A 22,943-nucleotide genomic window follows, 5' to 3' on the forward strand; every position below is an offset into this window, starting at 1 on the left:
CTGGGTGTGTAAGCGTTGTGAGGCGTTGAGCTAACCAGTACTAATTGCTCGTGAGGCTTGACCATATAACGCCAAAATGGTTTAGCGTTATATTACGATAAAGCTGGTTTGAGGCTTGGTTATCGTTAACTTCTCTAATAAAGAGAAAACTATTCAGAAAGTTATTGTTAAAGACACCGTATTCGAGTGTGAATGAGCCGTCTAAAGAGACATTAAGACTCATAAACCTCAAAACAGTTTTCTTGATAATCATAGAGTCGTTGAACCACCTGATCCCATCCCGAACTCAGAAGTGAAAAGTGACATCGCCGATGGTAGTGTGGGAGGTCCCATGTGAGAGTAGGTCGTTATCAAGATTAAAATATGAAAAGCCTGATCTTATGATCAGGCTTTTTTTTTGCCTAAAATTTATCGAAAGACACATTGTAATCCCGGGGTAATCCCCCCGAAAAGTTACAGAAGTGACATCGCCGATGGTGGCTCTTTTCTTCAAGGAGAGGTGCTAAGGGGTCAAAGGGCTCGTTATCAAGATTACTCTCTAAAGATAAGTAAGAAGCCTGATCACTGATCAGGTTTTTTTATCTGAAATTTATTGAAAGACACATCATAAGCCGCCTATCTCTCGTTCCCATGATCTTTCGTAGGAATGCATATTCGCCAGCTCTGCTGGCTTTTGTGGCTAGACGCGCTAACACGCGCTTGAATAAGCCGATAGCCTTAAAGCCTTCTACCTCTCAGAGCGAGACAATCTGATCAACTTGCCCGAATCTGTTCCTATGTATAAATATCCCTTTGAGTCTTCCGCAATGGATCTAAACCTTTCATCTAGTTCACCTAGATAGCGGTTTTCTGTTGGTTCGCCTTGGCTGTTGAAGGTTACTAGGTTTAAGTGTCTTTTGGCCAATGCTAGGGAAATGTGGTTACCTTGCCAGCCATCGAATAATTGTCCTTGGTATATGTGTAAGGCGCTTGGTGCGATTGAAGGAATAAAGACTTTTAATGGATTTTCGATGCCTTCTTTTTCTGTGCCATCGCCCACGCTAATTGGGCCCCAGTATTCTTTACCGTGGGAGACGATAGGCCAGCCGTAATTAGCACCGCGTTTGATTTTGTTTATCTCATCACCACCTCGTGGGCCATGTTCGTTTGACCAAAGCGTGTTGGTGACTTTATCGAAAAAGAGACCCTGCGGGTTTCTATGGCCATAACTCCAAATCGCATCTTGAGCTGCTGCTGTCCCAACGAATGGGTTGTCCTTAGGTATACGTCCATCCGGATGTAATCTAAGAATCGACCCCGCATGATTTTGAAGATTCTGTCCATTGGGTCTTTCACCTCGATCACCGATACCAAAGTAAAGATAACCTTGATTATCGAAGGCAATACGAGAGCCAAAGTGTTGGCCAGAAGAGGAGGCGGACTGGGTAATGAAAACATCTTCCCAATTGATTAATTGTGAACCACTAAGCTTGGCTCTGCCCAAGGTCACTGTGGCACCTTGAGTCATAGGTTTACTATAGGTGAAATAGAGCCAGCCAGATTCGTCATATTCTGGGAAAGCTGCCACATCTAGCAAACCGCCCTGGCCACGGGTGGCAATTTTAGGCAAGCCAGATAACTTAGTTTGTTTGCCAGTGATTAAATCTAGGTGAAAGGCTTGGCCTTTTCTTAAGGTAAGTACCGCCTCTGTATCATTAATCAGCGCAAGCCCCCAGATAACACCATCTAATTCGCTCACAAGATCTGCTTTTAATAGCGTGTCTTGATAAAGTGTTTTTGTCTTTATGGAAGCGGCTTGTATTGAACCAGAAAATACTGAGAGGGAAAGAAGAGAAACAGACAGCACAGAGGAGAAAAGCAGTGCAGGTGTCAATGTGACTAACCAAGGCTTCATAATGAAACACTCCTTTATTTAATTCAGTTTTAAACTGGTTATCATGATACTCATCATAAGTAAGAAACACCTTAAGAGCAGAAGTTATTGCTCGTCTAAAAGCCAAGCAATAAAGGCCTTAATACGTTTATCTTCTACTAGGTTTTTATGGCAAACAATGCCCCACTCGCCAAACCCTTTTGCTGTGTGCTCCACTGGAATGACTAAACGACCACTAGCGAGATCTTTATCTGCAAAAGGTCCATTTACTAGAGCGATGCCTTCTCCGATGATGGCCATTTCTAGAGCCGCTGCCAAGGTATCCACATCCATACAGTTTAAGCTTGTTTGAGCCTTGTTGTCAGGCTTGTGATCAATGCCTGCTGATTCAAACCAGTTCTGCCAACTCCAGTATTTGTTTTCGGTATAGACTGAAATCAAAGGATAGTTTTTAAGGTCATGGGTTTCTAGCTGGCTAGGTAGCTTTGCTAAGAATTCAGGGCTGCAAACCGGGAAGACTTTTGACTGAAAAAAGGGTTGCCAACTTAAATGCTCAGGCAAGGGTTGGGTTTTATAGATAATGGCAATGTCTGCGTGTTTTTCATCAAAGCGCCAATCTGCGCTATAGGTACTCACTTGCAATGTGATATCTGGGTGCTGCTGACGAAACCTATTTAGACGTGGTGCGAGCCAGCGAATTGAAGTGGTTACATAGGTCTGTACTCTAAGTGGGGGCTGGCTGGTGTTATTTCTAACTTCTTCTGTGCCAGCTATGAGGATGTTTAATGCTTGTCGAACAAACTGATAATAGCGTGAGCCTGCTTCGGTAAGGCGAATAGTTCTTCCTTCTCGAATAAAAAGTTTACAGGCTAGGCTCTCTTCTAAAGTTTGTATTTGGTGACTAATTGCTGGGTGAGTGAGGTTTAGTTCTTCTGCTGCACCTCTAACACTGGCTAGACGAGCAGTGGCTTCAAACCCTTTTAATGCTTTAAGAGGAGGAAGTTTGCGTAAGTCGATTTGTTCGAATGCAGATTCATTTCGATGCTCTTTCACTGTCACCTTCTTCCTATTGGTTTATATGTCCCATTACCTACCTAAGTTTTCACTAAGCACGTTATCTATTCACGTAAATGATTGGAAGATTTTTTTTACCGAAGTGTCAAAAAAAGATCAAATTTTCCTCTTTCAACTCACGGGTACTCTGATTCTAGGCCAGTACATAGTGTCTAAGGTTTGATGCTTTTGCTGTGAGTAAGCTTTTCTAATCAAGTATTTGGAGGTTTTTATGCAAGTAGGTTTTGTAGGCTTGGGTAATGTGGGAGGTCAACTGGCAGGGAGTTTACTGCGAAATGGTATGGACCTCATGGTGAGAGATATTGATGAAGACTTAATGGCAAGTTTTGCAGAAAAAGGTGCCAAGACAGCTGAATCGGCAAAGGTGCTTGCTCAAGCATGTGATGTGATTATTACCTGTTTGCCTTCGCCTGCTATCTGTGCCCAAGTGATGGAAGCCGATGATGGGGTTATTGCAGGTCTGAAAGCAGGTGCTATCTGGTTAGAAATGAGTACTACAGATGAAGCAGAAGTTAGGCGTATTGCCGACGAGGTAGAAACACGAGGTGGGATGGCGGTTGATTGCCCTGTTTCAGGTGGCTGTCATAGAGCGGGAACGGGAAACATTTCTATCTTTGCTGGCTGTGAGCGTGCTGCATTTGATCGAGTATTACCTATTTTAACTACCATGGGACGTCGTATTATTCACACAGGCCCACTGGGTAGTGCCTCAAAACTTAAAGTAGTGACGAATTACTTATGTAGTGTGCATCTGATTGCTCTATCTGAAGCCTTAACGGCATCTAAGGTGATGGGGTTGGATATGAACGTGACTTACGAAGCAATCAAGGCTTCTTCTGGTAATTCCTTTGTGCATGAAACCGAATCTCAAGTCATTTTAAACGGTAGTCGTGATATCAGTTTTACGATGGATCTAGTCACTAAGGATGTAGGCTTATTTGATCAAGTAGCTAAACGCCATGGTTTACCGCTAGAGCTGGCGCCTCTTGTGGTGGACATCTTTAAGGATGGGCAGTCCCGTTATGGCGATAGGGAATTCTCGCCAAATATCATTCGTCGTTTAGAAGAGGCTTGTGATGTAAAAGTATTAGGGCAAGGTTTTCCCGCTCAAATGAAAGATGATGAAAAAGAAGAAAGAGGTTATGAGGTGAAAATTCCTCTAAGAATGGATTATTAAAAGTACAACTAAATTGCAGTTCAAGAAAAAAGGCTTAGTGGTTCTTGCTCACTAAGCTTTTTTGTTTTCTCTTTTGCTTCTTATCTATGTTGATCCCTTGAAGGCGTTTATTCTTTTCTTATATTAGCTAGGGTAAATGATAGCCTGAGTTTCAATATACTCTTCTAGTGCTTCTTCCCCCCATTCACGGCCATTACCAGATTGCTTTACACCGCCAAAAGGCGCGTGCATGGAGAAGTAGCTCCCTTGGATATAGCATTGTCCTGCTTCTAATCGTCTAGCAATGGTTAAGGCTGATTCTGGATCCTTGGCGTAAACCGCAGAGGATAAGCCGTATTGGCTATCATTGGCGATTGCTATGGCTTCCCCTATATCATCATAGGTAAGGATACAAAGCACAGGGCCAAAGATCTCTTCTTGTGCGATGCGCATTTTTGGGGTGACTTGGGTAAAGATGGTGGGCTTTATGTAATAACCTCTGTCTAGATGCTCAGGTAATTCAGCTCCTCCTGTTAATAAACTGCCACCTTCTTCTAAGCCTAATTGAATATAGTCTTTTACCACCTGATGCTGTTTTGCTGACGCAAGCGGCCCCATGCTGGTTTCTGCTAATCTAGGGTCACCGACGTTTTGTTCTAGTGCGACTTGTTTAGCAACTTTTATGACTGTTTGATATTGGCTTTTTGGTATTAACATACGAGTGAGTGCATTACAGGTCTGACCTGTATTTGCCATGACATCTTCTACACCATATCGAACAGCCGCTTCGATATCAGCATCTTGGGTAATGATAAAAGCCGACTTGCCCCCTAGCTCTTGGCATACTCGCTTAACACTTGTGGCAGCGTTCTTAGCGACTTCTATTCCTGCTCTTGTGGAGCCAGTGAAAGACACCATATTAACTTTGGGGTGTTCTGCCAGTAGTGGGCCTATTTCATGGCCATGTCCAAAGATTAGATTAAAAACGCCGGCAGGTAGACCAACTTTGTGCATAATCTCCGCCATGATGATGTCTGTTAGCGGGGTTTGTTCGGCAGGCTTTTCAATCAAGGTGCAGCCTGCTGCTAAGGCCGGAGCGAGCTTTCCGATAAGCTGATGCAATGGGTAATTCCAAGGGTTGATAAGTGCGCAGACACCTATGGCTTTTTGGGTCAGTAATACGCCTTCTCTAGTTGTTTCTTTCTCCATGTTGAAAGCAAGCTTTGCATAGTAACGCATGGCATCGATAGCACAATCTAGATGGTAGGCACCTACTAAGTGAGCGGGGCAGCCCATAGAAAGTACATGAGCTTCAATTAAGTCCTGATAGCGAGCCTGCATCCCATCAGCGATGGCATTCATATAGTCTGCTCTAGTTTGAACGCTGGTATTTGACCAAGAAGCGAATGCTTTATGTGCCGCCGCTACGGCATCTTCGACATCTTGCGGTGATGCCATATTGACTTGGGCTATGCCATCTTGGGTAGCAGGATTAATCAAAGAGTAAAGAGATGAGCTTTGTGTTGGGCGCCAATTTCCGCCTATGTAAACTTGATCTATTTGCTGCATAAGGACGACTTCCATAATTAAGCGAGTGGTTGGGTGATCAAATCAGATTAATAGGCTTAAGGGTGCGGAACAATTGATATTTTTTGCCTAAAAACGGTAAAAATATCTAACCAATTTAGATTACTAAATGTAATGATTTTGTATAGAGATATGTGTTTTGTTGATAGTGTGATAGCTTCTTTTTTGACCTATTCATGATGATAAAAATAAAGAGGAAGGCCAAATGAGACTAAATAAAATAAAAAAGACCTGGCTGGTGAGTGTTGGTATTGGTGTCAGTATTGCTGCATCAGGCCATTTATTTGCATCAGAGCATGCGTTAATGAGTGATGCTGAGATCGATGAAAGATTAAATTATTTGGAGCAGAGCATAAATGATGTTTCGAGTCCTTATGCTTATTGGCAATATGGCTGGAGTGGGCTCTATTCGGTGAGTGCAATTAGTAACTTCTCAACAGCGCTGGATGAAGATGATCATGATGAAGAAGTGTTCGCTTGGGTGTCTGGCTTGAAGTCCTCCGCCGCTTTAGCAAAGATGTTATTAGAACCAGTCCCTTTGTTATCTGAGCCTGATGTGAGTGAACTGGCAAACGAAACAGCACAAGAGCAACGGGCTCTTAAGCTATATAAGCTAAAAGAGTACGAAGCCCAGTTAAGTTCGACAGCTTTAAGAAGTGACGAAAGGTACCAATGGCAAACACATGCAACAACCATAGGCGTGAATTTAATTGCAGCTGCTGCGATAGCTGCATGGGGTGATAGTGATGATGCTTTAGGTTCCGCTGCACTCGGAATCGGGATGGGTGAGTTGGCTATTTGGACTCAGCCAACCAAAGCGAGCCAGAAGTGGCAAGCTTATCAGGCGCACTTTTCTGATATAGAAAAAGAAACCGTTTCTTGGCATCTAGTGCCAAAACTGAATGGAATGGATTTAGTTATGACATTTTAGTAGCAGATTTGGGTTTGTTTTGATTTAAGAAAATTAAGTGTCATTAAAACGAGTTTAGAGCACCAGCAACATTTGTTGCTGGTGCGTTTGGTTAAGCTTTAGGAGAGTTGTTTCTTAAAGAAATCGAGTGTACGAGACCAAGCAAGTTCTGCTTGGGACTCATCGTAACGGCCTGTTGAATCATTGTGAAAACCATGGTTAGTTTTTTCATAAATAAAGGCTTGGTAGTCAACTTTATTCGCTTTTAATGCTTTTTCATAAGCAGGCCAAGTGGCGTTTACGCGTTTATCAAGCTGAGCAAATTGCAGCATGAGAGGTGCTTTTATATCTTTAATATAAGCCTCTTTTGGTGGTGTGCCATAGAAGGGAACAGCTGCATCAATCACATCTGGTAAACGTGCTGCTAACATGTTGCTTGCATAGCCGCCAAAGCAGAAGCCAACTACACCAAGTTTGCCTGAACTTGCCGGATGAGCTTTTAGCATTTTAGCCGCCGCCATAAAGTCGGCTTCTATTTTGCTTCTATCTAGACTTTTCTGCATGCTGCGCCCTTCATCATCATTACCCGGGTAACCTCCAAGAGGGTGCAGTGCATCGGGTGCAAAAGCGACAAAGCCTGCTTTTGCTAAGCGCCTAGCGACATCCTTAATGTAAGGATTGAGGCCACGGTTTTCATGAATGACGAGTACCGCAGGAGCTGTACCTGATAAGTTCTTAGGAGTAACTAGATAGCCTTTCCCTTCTTTGTAACCTTTCGGAGAGTCAAAAGTCAGGTAGCTGGCGGTTATGTCTGGATCATTAAAGGAGACTTGCTCTGCAAGAGCGTAATTAGGTGTAAGAGCACTCGTGAGTACACCAAGACTTAAACCTGCAACACCAAGGGCGCCTAATCTATTTAAAAAAGTGCGTCTATCAATGTCTCCATGAGCGTACTCATCGTACCAATCAAACGCCTCTTGAGGGATTTGATCTGGGGTTAACTTATTGTCTTTTACTGGGTGAGTCTTTGGGGATAAGTCTGAAACCTGCATTGCATCACTCCCTAATAGAAATCAAAATTGAGGCCGTTTGGCATAAAAAAGGCTAGCTAATAGTGAGGGATATGTCCTATCAAAAAAGGCACCTTTACAATAAAGCGCCTTAATTTGATTGTTTTTTGCACATTTTTTTTGATGGTTTTGCTAAACAAGATTAATTATTTAGCGTGAACACAAGAGTTCTTTATAAGCTTTAGCGCTGGCTTTCAAGCTTCTCTTCTGTGTTCCATAATCAACATACACTAAACCAAAACGTTTGCTATAGCCTTCAGCCCATTCAAAGTTGTCCATTAAACTCCAGGCGAAATACCCCTGAATGTCGACTCCTTCTGTGATGGCGTTGTGAATCGCATTTAGGTGGGCATTTAAATAACGTACACGCTGCTCATCATGAACTTCACCCTCTATCAACTTGTCATCACAAGCCGCACCGTTTTCCGTAATATAAATAGGAGGAAGAGCGTACTCTTTGTTCAGTTCAAGCAAAAGTTGGGTTAAGGATTCTGGATTAACCTCCCAGCCAATGTGAGTATATTCGACCTCTGTTACAGGCTTTAAGATTGTTTGGCGTTTCAGCTCTGGATGCCATTTTGCGTGATTACAGGTGTAATAGTTTAAACCCAGATAGTCGATAGGTTGGCTTATGATATCCATATCGCCTTTTTCTATCTGAGGGATTAACTCAGGAGATAGGGCTTTGATAATGTTTGGGTATTGGCCCTTTAGTAAAGGCTCAATGAAGAAATGGTTATCCAAGGCTTCAGCATATAGGCTTGCCATCTTGCTACTTGCTTCATTATCAGCTGGGTAAGCCTTGCTCATATTCAGTACAATACCTGCTTGGGCATTTGGGCAAACTTTCTTAAGAATCGGCATAGCTAAACCATGGGCGAGTAAAACGTGGTGGCCAGCTTGTCTTGCTTTAACTGCATCTTTTAAACCCGGTGCATGAATGCCTTCACCATAGCCTAGAATGCTGGTGCACCAAGGTTCATTAAAGGTTGTCCAAACATCTACCCACTGACCAAGCTCTTCAGCAGCAAGCTGGGTATACTCTTTAAACTTGTAAGCTGTCTCTCGGTTAAGCCAACCACCCTTTTCTTCTAAATGTTGAGGTAAATCCCAGTGGTAAAGTGTGATAAAGGTTTTAATTTGGTTGGCTTTCAACTGCTCTAATAGATTGCGATAAAAGGAGATGCCTTTCGGATTGGCTTTACCTTCTTTATCCATTAGTCGTGGCCAAGCGATGGATAGACGATAGGCATCCACACCCAAGGATTTGATTAGGTCTATATCTTCTTGCCATTTGTGGTAATGATCACAAGCTATGCTACCGTCATCACCATTCAGTACTTTGCCAGGTGTCGCGCAAAACCTATCCCAGATAGATTCAATTCTGCCATCGAGTTGGTTAGCTCCTTCAATCTGGAATGCCGCCGTGGCAACGCCAAAGGTAAAGTTTGATTGTAATAATGGTGAGTTGCTTGGTAATGAGATGGACATGTAAAGGGCTCCATTAGTATCTACTTAATGGAATGAGTTAAAAAGAATGGGCGTTAGGATGCAAGTAAGCGATATCTAAATTAAGAGGTTTAAGAAAATTAAGTAGATTAAGGCTCTTAAGATATTAAGAGCTGCGGATAAGTAATGCGAACTTCATAGGTATCAGGGCTTTGCCTGATTGAGTATAAGCTAAATACCTAGATTTGAGCGCTATTGGAAGCTCCTCAACTGTGATGCTAGTAAAGCCTGCTTTTTGGTAGAAACCCTCTAAATGAGTGAAGGCAAAGCAATAGCAGGGCTTTGTTAATAGAGGCCGGGTGCTATCACTTATTAATGCCGTTAATAGGCTTTTTCCTAGTCCTTGTTTGCGAAAATTAGGATGGGTAACCATAGCGGTTAAAAGCTGACAATCCTCGAACTGCTTTAGACGTAGACAAACACGTATCTGATAGCCTTCCGTAAGCGCCCAAATAGGGTCTGCTTTATTCGCTTTACCTGATGGGTAATGTGCTTGGTAAAACTTCTTCGCAAGGGGAAAGTGCAATTTATCTATAAGCTTGTGAGTGAGAGTGCTTGGCATAAAGTGGGTTTAGATGTGTGTGAATTATGGAGTTTCAAATAAATGGGTTTAGATAAGCTTATATTTGATAGGATTAAGCCTAAGTTTTCAATCTTCTTATTAGGTTAAGGAGTTAGCTTGATTCTATAAAGGTATGGTAGGGATTAAATCATGAAGGGTATGTTGAATTGTATGAAGCAAATTGGATTGCTTTTTTGCTTGTTTGGAAGCATTTTTTCAAGCCTTGTAATTGCTCAATCACAGTGGCCGATTCCTCAAGAAGGCCAAGAATTTTCTGACTACCTTGTTGAGACTGATCGTTTCCTAGAGCAAAATAAAGAGTGGTTGGTAAGCGCTAATAAACAGCTTGAGAAAGATGCTGTCATGCCGTTTGAAATAAAGCCAAGTGCAACTTGTGAGCAAAATGGTAAGGGTGTTCTTCTGTTGCACGGTTTATCCGATTCAACTTACTCACTAAAGTCTATGGGGAAGGCTTTAGCTAAAGAGTGTCTTTGGGTTAGGGCTGTACTATTGCCAGGACATGGAACAAGAGCAGAGGATCTTATTGACCTTCATCGTCGTGAATGGCGTGAGGCGGTTAAGGCGTCAATTTATAATTTCGCTCAACAAACGGACTCTCTCTATGTTGCTGGTTACTCGACAGGAGGTACGCTTGCATTAGATTATATGAGCCGCCCTGAAGTGTCATTGTCCGGCTTAATATTGTTTTCGCCATTGCTAAAGATTAATACTAATGCAGATTGGTTAACACCTATATTAGCGCCATTCGTAACTTGGTTGGATTACAAAAAGCCGGATGATTACGCTAAGTACGCATCAATTCCTGTGCCTGCTATGGCGCAAGTGTTTCATTTAGCGACAGAAGTTCGAAGGGGGTTGAAGCAAAAGTCGATAGACATCCCTGTGTTTGTTGCTATGTCAGCTGAAGATAATACGGTAAATAGTCAAACAACTTTAAAGCTTTTCAATCAGAATATGGTGAACCCCAAATCCATGCTTTGGCTCTACGCTAATGAAAAAGTGAGTTTCCCTGATAAGCGTATTACCGAGTTTAATAGTTATAATGAAGCCTTAAAGATTACAGGCTTTTCGCATATGTCAGTGCACATGAGCCCAAAGGACCCTTATTACGGTCAAAACGGGGAGTACCGTGTATGTCAGTGGTACAAAGGTGATGCTTTGGCAGAGTGTAAAAAAGATAAGCAAGGCTGGTCTGGTGAAAAAGGGGCGTTGCTTACCAGTAAAAGTCAGTACGGAGCACGTTTAAGTTGGAACCCTGACTTTGACCAGCTGGTGGATAAGATTGCGCATTACATTAAATCTGATGCAAATCTGAACCTAAATTAAACTAATGGGCTGCTTGCTAGTGAGCAGCCTATTTTAACCTTAAAGTAATAAAGGCGAGTGAATGAAGCACTTCTTAAAAATTAGAAAGCAATTAGTTTTAGGAGCGCTATTAAGCGTGACCGGTTTTTCTCAGTTAGTCGCGAGTGAATCGGTTATGCCGCTACCCGGTCAGACATTTGCTGATTATTTGGTAACAGCCGATACATTTTTGTCTGATAACAAAAAGTGGTTAGACCCAAATAATAAAACCATTGAGAAGGCCGCGGTAATGCCATTTGAAATTAAACCAGCCGAGAGCTGTGAAAGGCAGAATGTTGGGGTTTTATTATTACATGGCTTATCTGATTCCCCTTATTCTTTGCGCTCCATGGGAGAAGCTCTTGCTCAGCAATGTTTGTGGGTTAGAGCTGTGCTATTGCCAGGGCATGGAACAAAAGCGGAAGATCTGATTGATGTTGATCGCAGCGAGTGGAGGCAGACTACCAGGGTTGCCATAGAAAACTTTGCGGCTGAAACAGACAGTCTTTACCTTGCTGGCTTCTCTACAGGTGCTGCGTTGGCATTAGATTATGTGAAGCAAAATACAGCAGATGTAAAAGGTTTGGTGTTATTTTCGCCACTACTAAAGATCAATTCGAGTATTGATTGGTTATCACCTTACTTAGCGCCGGTTTTGACTTGGCTAGAGCATAAAGAAAGTGATGATTATGCTAAATACGCCTCTATTCCCGTACCTGCTATCGCGCAAGCTTATGAACTGGCGGCAGAAGTAAGAGATGGCTTAGAAGATCAGAATATGACACTGCCTACTTTTGTTGTTATGTCGGCAGAAGATTCTACGGTAGATAGCCATGTTACCTTGGACTACTTTAAGCGCACCATGGTCAATGCTCATTCAAAAGTGTGGCTTTACTCAAATCATGCCGTTGATTTTGATGATGCTAGGGTGCAAGAGTTTAATGCTTATAACGAAGATTTAAGAATTACTGGGCTATCTCATATGTCCGCGCATATGGACCCTAACGATACCTATTATGGAAAGAATGGGCAGTACCGAGTGTGTTCTTGGTATCAAGAAGAAGAATTAAAAAGCTGTAAGCAAGATAAAATGAATTGGTTGGGTGAAAAGGGTGAACTTTTGAATGAAAAAAGTCCCTATGGTGGGCGCCTAAGTTGGAACCCTGACTTTAATCGTCTGGTTGATCAAATAGCGCAATTCATCAACACCCAATCATAAAAATACGATAAAATTTCGCTTCGTTAGTGGGGACTAGCACTTAAGAGCTAGTTACCCAGATAGATAAAGTTTGGAGAAAAGCATGCGTGATCTATTGCTCTTGTTGGCAGATAGTCAGTTTCATTCAGGAGAAGAGCTAGGGGAAGCACTCGGTGTGACTAGAGCGGCTATCTGGAAGAAATTAAAAAAGCTTGAGACTCTAGGTATTAAATTGCATTCAGTAAAAGGAAGAGGTTATCGACTCCCCCATGAAATTGAGCTTTTAGACCAGACCAAATTAGATGGTATGGGGTTGAATGTGCCAATTAAAGTTTGCTTTGAAACTAAATCCACTAACGATGATGTAAAAAAACATATTAGCTCAGGCTCAGGGCTCCCTATCGTTATAGCGACTGAAATTCAAAATCAGGGTAAGGGGCGTCGTGGGCGTCAATGGCAGGGCGGTGTTGCCAAAAATATCATGATGTCATTTGGTTGGCGTTTTGAAAGTGGTATTTCGGCGGTTGAAGGTCTAAGTCTTGCTGTTGGGGCTGTTGTTGCTCGAGTGCTGAAAAAGCATGGTGTTGAGTCTGTCGGTTTGAAATGGCCCAATGATGTTCAAGTTGAAGGCCGAAAGATTTGTGGCATTTTACTAGAGATGGTGGCTGATCAGGATATTTGCGATGTCATTATTGGAATTGGGTTAAATGTGTCCATGTCAGAACAGGATATGACAGATGTTGAGCAACCATGGACTGATGTTAGACACGAAACATCTCAAACAGTCAGTCGTAACCAAATACTTGCTGATTTGGTAAGTGAGCTGGAGATCGTTTGTAAAACGTTCGATCAAGGAGATGGTTTGGCTGCCTATTTAACTGAATGGATGCAGCAAGACGTGTTGAAAAATCAGCCTATCAAAATGATCAATGGTAAGCTTGAAGAGTTTGGTATTGCTCGCGGAATTGATGCGAAAGGGGCTTTGTTATTCGAGCAAGAGGGCGTAGTTAAGGCCTTGCACGGAGGAGAAGCTAGTGTCCGTAAACAATAGGGTACTTGTGGTTGATGCAGGGAATACTTGTGTAAAGTGGGCTGCATTTGACGGAGAAGACTTATTGCTAATTGGACGCGATATTCAGTTGTATCCTGCTGAGTCAATTGATGAGGCGGGAGAAAGTATTTTAGCTTACCAGCCGGATAGTATTTATTTTGCGAGTGTTAGAAGCCCAGAACAAGAAGCGTTGTTGAGAAACTTCATAGCAGACAAGTTTTCTGGTGCTCCTTGTTATGAGCTTAAGAGCGAACCTTACTCATGTGGTGTAAAAAACTCTTATGAGGATGTGTCTCGTTTAGGTGTGGATCGTTGGTTAACTGTTCTCGCCGCTTATGATAACACTCAGGATACCCTAGTTATTGATGCGGGAACCGCGCTAAAGGTAGAGTTTGTTCCTGCTACTGGCCAGTATCAAGGCGGTTATATCGTTCCAGGGCAAGCCATGATGGAAAGTATGCTGGTGGCGAATACAGGAAAAATTCGCTTTAATGAGGAAGATTTAAAAGACTATCAAGGCATTATCAATAATACTGGCTTGGCAGTGCATCTAGGTTGTTGGGAAATGACCTTGGCGTTAGTTGAGAGAGTGTGTGCTCAGAATAAAGAAAGCCGCTGTGTATTCACAGGGGGAAATGGTGAGAGGATTATGAAAGCACTGGGTATTGAAGGGTTGTTTGAGCCTAACTTAGTTCTTTTAGGGGCAAAAAAATTAGGTGATGAGTGGGTGAGCCAAGCATGAAGTGGTTATTTCTATTGCTAGTGATTAGCAATATCGGTGTTTTTGGTTGGTTTAATTTCGTAGCGATTAATAAAGAAGTCGCAGCCGAGCCTGTTTATGCGCCACCTGTTAGTCAAAAGATACTGACACTCAGCGAAGTGCCAAAAGTGGTTAAAAAACCAGAGCCAACAGCAAAACAAATTGAATTTAAGGCTGTTGAGCAAGAGTTAAGAGAGATTACAGGTGCGTTTGAACAGTTAAGTTCGCTTGATGCTAATCAAATGTATTGCCCTCATATTGAGTTTGAGAAAGAGCAAGATAAGCGCGCTTTTCTACCGCAGATTGATGCTTTAGGTTGGCAGTACATCGAGTCTAAAATGGAAGGAGAGAGGCAAAAGTTCTGGCTTTACATAAGCGCTCCAGACACTCGAGAACAGGCAAATAGGGTAGTAAGAGCACTCAAAGTGCGGGATATCGATAGTTTCATTATTAACCGCGGAGAGATGAAAAATCGTATCTCTTTGGGTTTATATTCAGTTGCAGTTACAGCAGAAAAAGAGCGCCTTAGAATCAGCGATTTATCTGGCTTTGATGTTAGGGTGTATCCGCACTTAAGAAAAGTGCCTCTCTCTGTGATAGAAATTAGTCAGGGTATTAATGAATCCGAGTGGAAGAAGTTCATTGGACAAATTAATTTCGGCAAGATGATGATAAAGTTAGAAAAAAATCCTTGTTAGGTGTTGCAATTGCATTTTCTATTCATATAATGACTCGCACCTTTTGGGGTTATTGCAAGAGTTAGTTGCAGTAGTGGAGGGGTTCCCGAGTGGCCAAAGGGAGCAGACTGTAAATCTGCCACGAAAGTTTCGGTGGTTCGAATCCACCTCCCTCCACCAATTTGCGAGTATGGTACAATGGTAGAACCTCAGCCTTCCAAGCTGATGATGCGGGTTCGATTCCCGCTACTCGCTCCAATTGCTCATGTAGCTCAGTTGGTAGAGCACACCCTTGGTAAGGGTGAGGTCGGCAGTTCAAATCTGCTCATGAGCTCCAGTGTTACTTCAAAAAATAAATAGGGTGGCGATACGCCTTTTTTATTGTCTGTTTTTTGGGCAAAACCACTTGCGAATTACTTTGTAAGTCGGTATCATCCACCGCCCATGTGAATGTAGGCCAGTAGTTCAGCTGGTAGAGCGTCGGTCTCCAAAACCGAATGTCGGGGGTTCGAATCCCTCCTGGCCTGCCAATTTCACATCCTAATTCTTTGCTAGGGATCACCTGAAATATGAGTTCAAGTACTGAAGCTCAAGCACCTCGCGCTGATGTTTTTAAGTGGGTTGCTGTTGTGCTGCTGGTCACTGTTGCTGTGGTCGGTAATAACTATTTTTCTGAAGAATCGTTGCTGTATAGGCTGATAGCTATTTTAGTTTTAGCTGGTTTGGCTGGTTTTATAGGTTTGCAGACGGTTAAAGGTAAGGCGTTCTCTGTGTTGGCTCGTGAAGCAAAGACAGAAATTCGCCGTGTTGTATGGCCAACAAGACAAGAAACCGTTCAAACAACTTTGATCGTGTTGGCAGTTGTAATTTTTATGTCTCTTGTGCTGTGGGGAGTTGATTCGCTTCTTGGCTGGATTGTCTCTGCGGTAATAGGTTAGGAGTTGTTCGTGGCGAAACATTGGTATGTAGTACATGCGTACTCAGGGTATGAAAAGCACGTGATGCGTTCGCTTACAGAACGGGTTCAGATCATGGGCATGGAAGACTATTTTGGTGAAATCTTGGTCCCAACTGAAGAAGTAGTTGAGATTCGAGATGGCAAAAAGCGCAAGAGCGAAAGAAAGTTCTATCCTGGCTATGTATTAGTTCAGATGGATATGAACGACGACTCTTGGCACTTGGTGAAGGGTACTAGTCGTGTGCTAGGTTTTATTGGTGGAACAGCTGATAAGCCTTCTCCAATTACAGAAAGAGAAGCTGATGCGATATTGCAGCGTGTTAGTGATCGCGCTGATAATCCTCGTCCTAAGACATTGTTCGAAGTGGGTGAGGTTGTGCGAGTGATTGATGGTCCATTTGCTGACTTTAACGGTGTTGTTGAAGAAGCGGACTATGATAAAAGCCGAATCAAGGTTGCTGTGCTTATCTTCGGACGCTCAACACCTGTTGATTTGGAATTTAGTCAGGTCGAAAAGTCCTGATATTTATAACCGGGTAGCCTTAGGGCTGTGACCCAAACGGAGTTAAAAAATGGCTAAGAAAGTCGAAGCTTATATCAAGCTACAAGTTAAAGCGGGTCAAGCGAACCCAAGTCCGCCAGTTGGTCCTGCTCTAGGTCAACATGGTGTGAATATCATGGAATTCTGTAAAGCGTTCAATGCTAAAACTCAAGGCGTTGAGCCAGGTCTTCCAACACCTGTAATTATCACTGTTTACAGTGATCGTAGTTTCACTTTCGAAACTAAATCTACTCCTGCTTCAGTGCTTCTTAAGAAAGCAGCTGGCCTTAAGAGTGGTTCTCCACGTCCAAACACTCAAAAAGTTGGTACTGTTACACGTGCTCAACTTGAAGAGATTGCTACAGCTAAAGCAGAAGATCTGACTGCAGCTGATATGGATGCGGCAGTTCGTACTATCGCTGGTAGCGCACGCGCTATGGGTCTTGATGTAGAAGGTGTTAACTAATGGCTAAGCTAACTAAACGCGCTCGTTTGATCGCTGAAAAAGTTGAATCTACTAAACAGTACTCTGTTGAAGAAGCGGTAGCGCTTTTATCTGAGCTTTCTACTGTTAAGTTTAAAGAATCTGTAGACGTATCTGTAAACTTGGGTGTTGACCCACGTAAATCTGACCAAGCTGTTCGTGGTGCTACTGTGCTACCAAATGGTACTGGTAAAGATGTACGTGTTGCTGTTTTCGCTCAAGGCGCAAATGCTGAAGCTGCTCTAGCTGCTGGTGCTGATGTTGTAGGTTTTGATGACCTAGCAGCAAAAGTTAAAGAAGGCGAGTTGGATTTTGATGTTGTAATCGCATCTCCAGACGCTATGCGTGTTGTTGGTCAGTTGGGTCAGATTCTTGGTCCACGTGGTCTTATGCCTAACCCGAAAGTGGGTACTGTAACTCCTGATGTTGCAACGGCTGTTAAGAACGCTAAAGCTGGTCAAGCGCGTTACCGCACAGACAAAAACGGTATCATCCATGCAGGTGTTGGTTCTATCGACTTTACTGCTGATGCTGTTAAAGGCAACCTTGAAGCGCTATTGGGTGACCTACGTCGCGCTAAGCCTGCTTCTGCTAAAGGTGTCTACATGAAGAAAGTAACCTTGTCCTCTACAATGGGACCTGGTTTGGTACTTGATTTAGGTTCTTTGAGCTTCTAAATCAAACTTTGGGGTCTCTGTGTTTTATATATAAATATAATTCAGAGGCCGTCAAAGACCGTAGGAATCGAAAGGTTTAATTAAACATTGTGAAATGTTTGTCCTGCGCAGATGGTGTGGTCCCGATTCAGATTAACTGGATCCAGCTCACCAGTGAGTACTCCAACATTTAGTTGGGGAATTGGTAAAATTGGGGATGCTTTTATCCCTGTCAATCCAGGAGAAAACCAGTGGCATTAGGTCTAGAAGACAAAAAAGCCATTGTTGCCGAAGTAAACGAAGCTGCCAAAGTTGCGTTGTCTGCGGTTGTTGCTGACTCTCGCGGTGTTACCGTGGGTGCGATGACTGCATTGCGCAAAGAAGCTCGTGAAGCTGGTGTTTATGTACGTGTAGTACGTAACACTCTAGCTAAACGTGCTGTTGAAGGTTCAGACTTCGAATGCTTGCAAGATAGCTTTGTTGGTCCTACTCTGATTGCATTTTCTAACGAGCACCCAGGTGCTGCAGCGCGTCTGCTTAAGAAATTTGCAAAAGAAAATGATCAACTAGAAGTTAAAGCGTTGGCGTTCAACGGTGAGTTGATCCCAGCTGGCGACATTGATCGTTTGGCGACTCTGCCTACATACGACGAAGCAATTGCACGCTTGATGAGTGTTATTCAAGGCGCAACAAGCAAATTCGTACGTACACTTGCAGCAGTTCGCGATCAGAAAGAGCAAGAAGCAGCGTAATAAGCGCGCTTTTTGAATTTATTTTGTTTAATTGCCTACGGGTAATATTGTTAAAAAATGCTAGGAATCTGAGTCATGGCTCTATCTAAAGAAGATATCATCAATGCAGTAGCAGAAATGTCTGTAATGGATGTTGTTGAATTAATTTCAGCAATGGAAGAAAAATTCGGTGTATCTGCAGCTGCTGCTGTAGCTGCTGGTCCTGCTGGCGATGCTGGTGCGGCTGCTGAAGAACAAACTGAATTTGACGTTGTTCTTACTGCTGTTGGCGATAAGAAAGTAAACGTAATCAAAGCAGTACGTGCAGCTACTGGTCTTGGCTTGAAAGAAGCTAAAGGCATGGTTGACGGCGCTCCTGCAACAGTTAAAGAAGCTGTATCTAAAGAAGATGCTGAAGCTCTTAAAACTGCTCTTGAAGAAGCTGGTGCTTCTGTCGAAATCAAGTAATGCTACTTGTATTTTCGCACTTCGACTTTTAGTCGGAATGGCTGGTGACTTTATGTCACCGGCCTTTTTAGGTTTACACCTAAATAAATTTTGAATTTTTAAAGTAAGAGAATGTCTCTTATTTCGGTAAGGCCTGTTTGAGGGCCTTTTGCGTCAATGTGCACAAGCTGGGGAATGCTGATGGCTTACTCATACACTGAGAGAAAACGTATCCGTAAGGATTTCGGTAAACTGCCGCCCGTTTTGGATGTGCCATACTTGCTGGCAATTCAGCTTGAATCCTATCGTAATTTCTTGCAAGAAGGGAAACCTCTTGCAGAGCGCGGGGACTTAGGTCTGCATGGGGCCTTTAAATCTGTCTTTCCAATGGTCAGCTTTTCCGGCAATGCAGCGCTAGAATATGTTGATTACCGTTTAGGTAAGCCAGTTTTTGATGTTAAAGAATGTCAACTTCGTGGTGTGACTTATGCTGCTCCTTTGAGAGTGCGCGTACGACTTATCATTTATGATAAAGAATCGTCTAATAAAGCCATCAAAGATATTCGCGAGCAAGAAGTCTACATGGGCGAAATTCCGCTCATGACAGAAAATGGTACTTTTGTTATTAATGGAACTGAGCGTGTAATCGTATCTCAGTTGCATCGTTCACCTGGTGTTTTCTTCGATCACGATCGTGGTAAGACACACTCTTCAGGTAAATTGCTTCATTCTGCCCGTGTAATTCCATACCGTGGTTCTTGGTTGGATTTCGAGTTTGATCCAAAAGATTGCGTCTTCGTACGTATCGACCGTCGTCGTAAATTGCCAGTAACAATTTTACTACGTGCCTTGGGTTATAACACTGAGCAAATTTTAGAAACTTTCTTCGAAACAACGAAATTCTATCTTGGCCGTGATGGCTTTGAGATGGAGTTGATTGCAAATCGTCTGCGTGGCGAGACTGCAATGTTTAACATTACCGATACTGAAGGTAAGGTTATTGTTGAAGAAGGTCGTCGTGTTACTGCTAAGCATATCCGAGCTATGGATAAAGCAGGCGTTGAGCGCTTGAGCGTTCCGCTAGAGTATATGCTGGGTAAAGTAACTGCGACTAATTTAGTGGACTCTGCAACGGGTGCATTGATTTCTGAAGCAAACACTGAATTGACAGTTGAATTGTTGGAAGCATTAGTAGCGGCTGGCATTAAAGAAATCGAAACGCTATATACAAATGATTTGGATCACGGTCCTTTCATTTCTGATACTTTACGTATCGACCCAACAAACAACCCACTAGAAGCGTTGGTAGAAATCTACCGTATGATGCGTCCTGGTGAGCCACCAACTAAAGAATCTGCTGAAGGTCTATTCCAAGGCTTGTTCTTCACAGAAGATCGCTATGATCTATCTGGCGTTGGTCGTATGAAGTTTAACCGCCGTCTAGGCCGTGATGAAGATACGGGTGCGGGCATTTTGGATAACGACGATATCGTCGCTGTTCTTAAGACCCTGCTTGATATCCGTAACGGTAATGGCATGGTTGATGATATCGATCACCTAGGTAACCGTCGTATTCGTTCTGTTGGTGAAATGGCAGAAAACCAATTCCGCGTTGGTTTGGTACGAGTTGAGCGTGCAGTGAAAGAGCGTCTGTCTATGGCAGAAGCTGATGGCCTAATGCCACAAGACTTGCTAAACGCGAAACCTGTTGCTGCTGCAATCAAAGAATTCTTCGGCTCTAGTCAGTTGTCTCAGTTCATGGACCAAAACAATCCATTGTCTGAAATTACTCACAAGCGTCGTGTTTCTGCATTAGGCCCCGGTGGTCTAACTCGTGAGCGTGCTGGTTTTGAGGTACGTGACGTACATGCGACTCACTATGGTCGTGTATGTCCTATCGAAACACCAGAGGGACCAAACATTGGTTTGATTAACTCCCTTTCTACTTACGCGCGTACAAATAGTTATGGCTTCTTAGAAACGCCATACCGTAAGGTTGTTGATGGCAAGATGACAGATGAGACTGTCTATGTATCTGCTATCGACGAAGCTAAGTACGTAATTGCTCAAGCGTCTGTAAAAGTAGATGGTGAAGGTCGTCTAACTGATGAACTGGTTCAGGTTCGTCACATGCATGAAACAACATTGATCCAGAAAGAGAAAGTGAACCTAATGGACGTGTCACCGCGTCAGGTCGTTTCTGTGGCTGCTTCATTGATTCCATTCCTAGAGCACGATGATGCTAACCGAGCTTTGATGGGTTCGAACATGCAACGTCAAGCGGTTCCAACACTTAAGGCTGATAAGCCAGTTGTTGGTACAGGTATGGAGCGTAATGTAGCTAAAGACTCTGGTGTATGTATTGTTGCACGCCGTGGTGGTGTGATCGAAGCAGTTGATGCTAGCCGTATTGTGGTTCGTGTTAACTCTGAAGAGACGCTTGCAGGTGAGGCGGGTGTAGATATTTATAACTTAACTAAATATGTACGCTCTAACCAAAATACCTGTATTAATCAGCGCACCTTGGTAATGAAAGGTGAGAGTGTTGCTTCTGGTGACATCATGGCTGATGGTCCTTCTGTTGATATGGGTGAATTGGCTCTTGGTCAAAACATGCGTATCGCTTTCATGCCTTGGAACGGTTTCAACTTCGAGGACTCGATCCTAGTATCTGAGCGCGTTGTTGAAGAAGATCGCTTCACTTCTATCCATATTCAGGAACTAACCTGTGTTGCTCGAGATACTAAGCTTGGGCCAGAAGAAATCACAGCGGATATTCCAAATGTTGGTGAAGGTGCGTTATCTAAGCTTGATCAATCAGGTATCGTTTATATCGGTGCTGAAGTTGAACCAGGCGATATCCTAGTTGGTAAAGTAACTCCTAAAGGTGAAACTCAACTAACACCAGAAGAGAAGCTATTACGTGCTATCTTCGGTGAAAAAGCATCTGATGTTAAAGATACATCGCAACGTGTTAAAACAGGTACGCGCGGTACAGTTATCGACGTTCAAGTATTTACACGTGATGGTATTGATAAAGATGAGCGTGCTAAATCAATCGAGAAATCTCAGTTAGATCAAGTTCGTAAAGACTTGAATGAAGAATTCCGTATTGTTGAGCAAGCAACTTTTGAGCGTTTGGCTGAAGCTCTAGTGGGACAAGCTGTTGAAGGCGGTCCTGGGCTAGCTAAGAACTCAATTATCTCTGCTGATTATCTAGAGGCGCTTGAGCACTCTGAGTGGTTCAAGATTCGCGTAATTGACGAAGTTGCGAGTGAGCAATTAGAGAAGGCGCAAGCTGCTCTAGTTGAGCGTCGTAAAGAGTTAGATGCGAAGTTCGAAGATAAGAAACGTAAACTACAAAGCGGTGATGATCTTGCGCCTGGCGTACTTAAGATTGTTAAAGTTTATGTAGCGATCAAGCGTCGCATCCAGCCTGGTGATAAAATGGCCGGCCGTCACGGTAACAAGGGTGTAATCTCTAAGATCATGCCTGTTGAAGATATGCCGTATGACGAAAATGGTGACCCAGTTGATATCGTACTAAACCCATTGGGTGTACCTTCGCGAATGAACGTTGGTCAGGTACTTGAGACTCACTTGGGTGCAGCTTCTAAAGGCCTTGGTCGTAAGATCAATGAAATGCTAGAAGTTGAGCGCGAGAAAGCGGGACATGTTGCTGAATTGCGTACTTTCCTTGATGAAGTGTATAACGGTCATGAAGGTGGTGTGCAGTGTGCTCGTTCAGAAGATCTTGATAGCTTCTCTGATGATGACATCATGGAGTTAGCGGGTAATCTGAAAGGCGGTATTCCGATGGCTTCTGGTGCCTTTGATGGTGCTAAAGAGTCGGAGATCAAGCGTATGTTACGTCTTGCTGGTATCAATGAAAGCGGACAAATCAAATTGTTCAACGGTCGTACCGGTGAATCTTTTGAGCGTCCTGTAACTGTTGGTTACATGTACATGCTTAAGTTGAACCACTTGGTTGATGATAAGATGCACGCGCGTTCTACTGGTTCATACAGTCTGGTTACACAGCAGCCGTTGGGTGGTAAAGCTCAATTCGGTGGTCAGCGTTTCGGTGAGATGGAGGTGTGGGCACTTGAAGCTTATGGTGCTGCATATACATTGCAAGAAATGCTAACAGTGAAATCTGATGATGTGAATGGCCGTACTAAGATGTATAAAAACATCGTAGATGGTGATCACAGAATGGAACCAGGTATGCCTGAATCCTTCAATGTATTGGTCAAAGAGATTCGCTCTCTTGGTATCGATATTGAACTTGAAGTAGATTAAGCACGAATTATATTTGACCTGCTGGGAGAGTG

General features: G+C 43.1%; 20 protein-coding genes, 4 tRNA genes and 1 rRNA gene. 19 read left to right on the forward strand and 6 right to left on the reverse strand.

The window, feature by feature from the left end; genetic code table 11:
• The first annotated feature begins 241 nt into the window (after positions 1 to 241).
• Positions 242 to 356 (forward strand): 5S ribosomal RNA (gene rrf, locus OA91_RS21720).
• 371 nt (positions 357 to 727) lie between these two features.
• Here the strand turns inward: rrf and OA91_RS21725 are convergent.
• Together OA91_RS21725 and OA91_RS21730 are read right to left on the reverse strand one after the other, a co-directional pair.
• The gene (locus OA91_RS21725; protein WP_063339839.1) at positions 728 to 1,894 is read right to left on the reverse strand and encodes a PQQ-dependent sugar dehydrogenase; all 1,167 of its coding nucleotides are present in this window, start codon (positions 1,892 to 1,894) and stop codon (positions 728 to 730) included.
• A gap of 84 nt (positions 1,895 to 1,978) precedes the next feature.
• A complete protein-coding gene (locus OA91_RS21730; protein ID WP_231870437.1) occupies positions 1,979 to 2,926 on the reverse strand; it encodes a LysR substrate-binding domain-containing protein in 948 nt (315 codons plus the stop codon).
• 232 nt (positions 2,927 to 3,158) lie between these two features.
• On the opposite strand from OA91_RS21730, the gene OA91_RS21735 reads away from it, so the two are divergent.
• Complete coding sequence (locus OA91_RS21735) at positions 3,159 to 4,124, forward strand: NAD(P)-dependent oxidoreductase (RefSeq protein ID WP_046019642.1); 966 nt, start codon at positions 3,159 to 3,161, stop codon at positions 4,122 to 4,124.
• Positions 4,125 to 4,247: 123 nt separating this feature from the next.
• On the opposite strand, the gene OA91_RS21740 is transcribed toward OA91_RS21735, so the two are convergent.
• Positions 4,248 to 5,672: an aldehyde dehydrogenase family protein gene (locus OA91_RS21740; protein ID WP_063339841.1), complete on the reverse strand. Its 1,425-nt coding sequence runs from the start codon at positions 5,670 to 5,672 to the stop codon at positions 4,248 to 4,250.
• 223 nt (positions 5,673 to 5,895) lie between these two features.
• Here OA91_RS21740 and OA91_RS21745 point away from each other — a divergent pair, with 223 nt between their 5' ends.
• The gene (locus OA91_RS21745; protein WP_063339842.1) at positions 5,896 to 6,621 is read left to right on the forward strand and encodes a hypothetical protein; all 726 of its coding nucleotides are present in this window, start codon (positions 5,896 to 5,898) and stop codon (positions 6,619 to 6,621) included.
• 98 nt (positions 6,622 to 6,719) lie between these two features.
• Here the strand turns inward: OA91_RS21745 and OA91_RS21750 are convergent, their stop codons facing one another.
• The 3 genes from OA91_RS21750 to OA91_RS21760 all read right to left on the reverse strand — a co-directional run bounded on the left by OA91_RS21750 (position 6,720) and on the right by OA91_RS21760 (position 9,741).
• Positions 6,720 to 7,652: a dienelactone hydrolase family protein gene (locus tag OA91_RS21750; RefSeq protein ID WP_063339843.1), complete on the reverse strand. Its 933-nt coding sequence runs from the start codon at positions 7,650 to 7,652 to the stop codon at positions 6,720 to 6,722.
• Positions 7,653 to 7,820: 168 nt separating this feature from the next.
• Positions 7,821 to 9,161 carry a GH1 family beta-glucosidase gene (locus OA91_RS21755; RefSeq protein ID WP_063339844.1) on the reverse strand — a complete coding sequence of 447 codons (1,341 nt, stop codon included), beginning with the start codon at positions 9,159 to 9,161 and terminating at the stop codon, positions 7,821 to 7,823.
• A 124-nt stretch (positions 9,162 to 9,285) separates the two neighbouring features.
• Positions 9,286 to 9,741: a GNAT family N-acetyltransferase gene (locus OA91_RS21760; protein ID WP_063339845.1), complete on the reverse strand. Its 456-nt coding sequence runs from the start codon at positions 9,739 to 9,741 to the stop codon at positions 9,286 to 9,288.
• A 171-nt stretch (positions 9,742 to 9,912) separates the two neighbouring features.
• Between OA91_RS21760 and OA91_RS21765 the strand changes: the two genes are divergently transcribed.
• From OA91_RS21765 to rpoB, 16 genes are all read left to right on the forward strand, one after another.
• Complete coding sequence (locus tag OA91_RS21765; protein ID WP_063339870.1) at positions 9,913 to 11,088, forward strand: alpha/beta hydrolase; 1,176 nt, start codon at positions 9,913 to 9,915, stop codon at positions 11,086 to 11,088.
• A 61-nt stretch (positions 11,089 to 11,149) separates the two neighbouring features.
• A complete protein-coding gene (locus OA91_RS21770; RefSeq protein WP_063339846.1) occupies positions 11,150 to 12,325 on the forward strand; it encodes an alpha/beta hydrolase in 1,176 nt (391 codons plus the stop codon).
• Positions 12,326 to 12,407: 82 nt separating this feature from the next.
• Positions 12,408 to 13,355 carry a biotin--[acetyl-CoA-carboxylase] ligase gene (locus tag OA91_RS21775; RefSeq protein ID WP_063339847.1) on the forward strand — a complete coding sequence of 316 codons (948 nt, stop codon included), beginning with the start codon at positions 12,408 to 12,410 and terminating at the stop codon, positions 13,353 to 13,355.
• Complete coding sequence (locus OA91_RS21780) at positions 13,339 to 14,097, forward strand: type III pantothenate kinase (protein WP_063339848.1); 759 nt, start codon at positions 13,339 to 13,341, stop codon at positions 14,095 to 14,097. The genes OA91_RS21775 and OA91_RS21780 overlap by 17 nt, the downstream gene beginning before the upstream one ends.
• Complete coding sequence (locus OA91_RS21785) at positions 14,094 to 14,813, forward strand: hypothetical protein (RefSeq protein ID WP_063339849.1); 720 nt, start codon at positions 14,094 to 14,096, stop codon at positions 14,811 to 14,813. Before OA91_RS21780 ends, OA91_RS21785 begins: the two co-directional genes overlap by 4 nt.
• A 75-nt stretch (positions 14,814 to 14,888) precedes the next feature.
• Positions 14,889 to 14,972, forward strand: a tRNA-Tyr gene (locus OA91_RS21790).
• A 4-nt stretch (positions 14,973 to 14,976) separates the two neighbouring features.
• Positions 14,977 to 15,050 (forward strand) — tRNA-Gly (locus OA91_RS21795).
• 3 nt (positions 15,051 to 15,053) lie between these two features.
• Positions 15,054 to 15,129, forward strand: a tRNA-Thr gene (locus OA91_RS21800).
• A 117-nt stretch (positions 15,130 to 15,246) separates the two neighbouring features.
• Positions 15,247 to 15,322, forward strand: a tRNA-Trp gene (locus OA91_RS21805).
• Between the two features lie 39 nt (positions 15,323 to 15,361).
• Entirely contained in the window at positions 15,362 to 15,730 is a 369-nt protein-coding gene (secE, locus tag OA91_RS21810) for a preprotein translocase subunit SecE (protein WP_046019628.1), read from the forward strand.
• A 9-nt stretch (positions 15,731 to 15,739) separates the two neighbouring features.
• On the forward strand, positions 15,740 to 16,273 hold the full coding sequence (gene nusG / locus OA91_RS21815; protein WP_036180585.1) for a transcription termination/antitermination protein NusG: 534 nt from the start codon (positions 15,740 to 15,742) through the stop codon (positions 16,271 to 16,273).
• Positions 16,274 to 16,322: 49 nt separating this feature from the next.
• Positions 16,323 to 16,757, forward strand: coding sequence for a 50S ribosomal protein L11 (rplK, locus tag OA91_RS21820; protein WP_046019627.1), 435 nt, complete (start codon positions 16,323 to 16,325; stop codon positions 16,755 to 16,757).
• Positions 16,757 to 17,452, forward strand: coding sequence for a 50S ribosomal protein L1 (gene rplA / locus OA91_RS21825; protein WP_046019626.1), 696 nt, complete (start codon positions 16,757 to 16,759; stop codon positions 17,450 to 17,452). The genes rplK and rplA overlap by 1 nt, the downstream gene beginning before the upstream one ends.
• Positions 17,453 to 17,682: 230 nt before the next feature.
• Positions 17,683 to 18,183: a 50S ribosomal protein L10 gene (gene rplJ, locus OA91_RS21830; RefSeq protein ID WP_009834602.1), complete on the forward strand. Its 501-nt coding sequence runs from the start codon at positions 17,683 to 17,685 to the stop codon at positions 18,181 to 18,183.
• A gap of 75 nt (positions 18,184 to 18,258) precedes the next feature.
• Entirely contained in the window at positions 18,259 to 18,630 is a 372-nt protein-coding gene (rplL, locus tag OA91_RS21835; RefSeq protein ID WP_009834603.1) for a 50S ribosomal protein L7/L12, read from the forward strand.
• Between the two features lie 180 nt (positions 18,631 to 18,810).
• Entirely contained in the window at positions 18,811 to 22,911 is a 4,101-nt protein-coding gene (gene rpoB, locus OA91_RS21840) for a DNA-directed RNA polymerase subunit beta (RefSeq protein ID WP_063339850.1), read from the forward strand.
• Positions 22,912 to 22,943 lie beyond the last annotated feature (32 nt).

This window comes from Marinomonas sp. SBI8L (genome assembly GCF_001624705.1).
In the GTDB taxonomy this organism is placed as follows: domain Bacteria; phylum Pseudomonadota; class Gammaproteobacteria; order Pseudomonadales; family Marinomonadaceae; genus Marinomonas.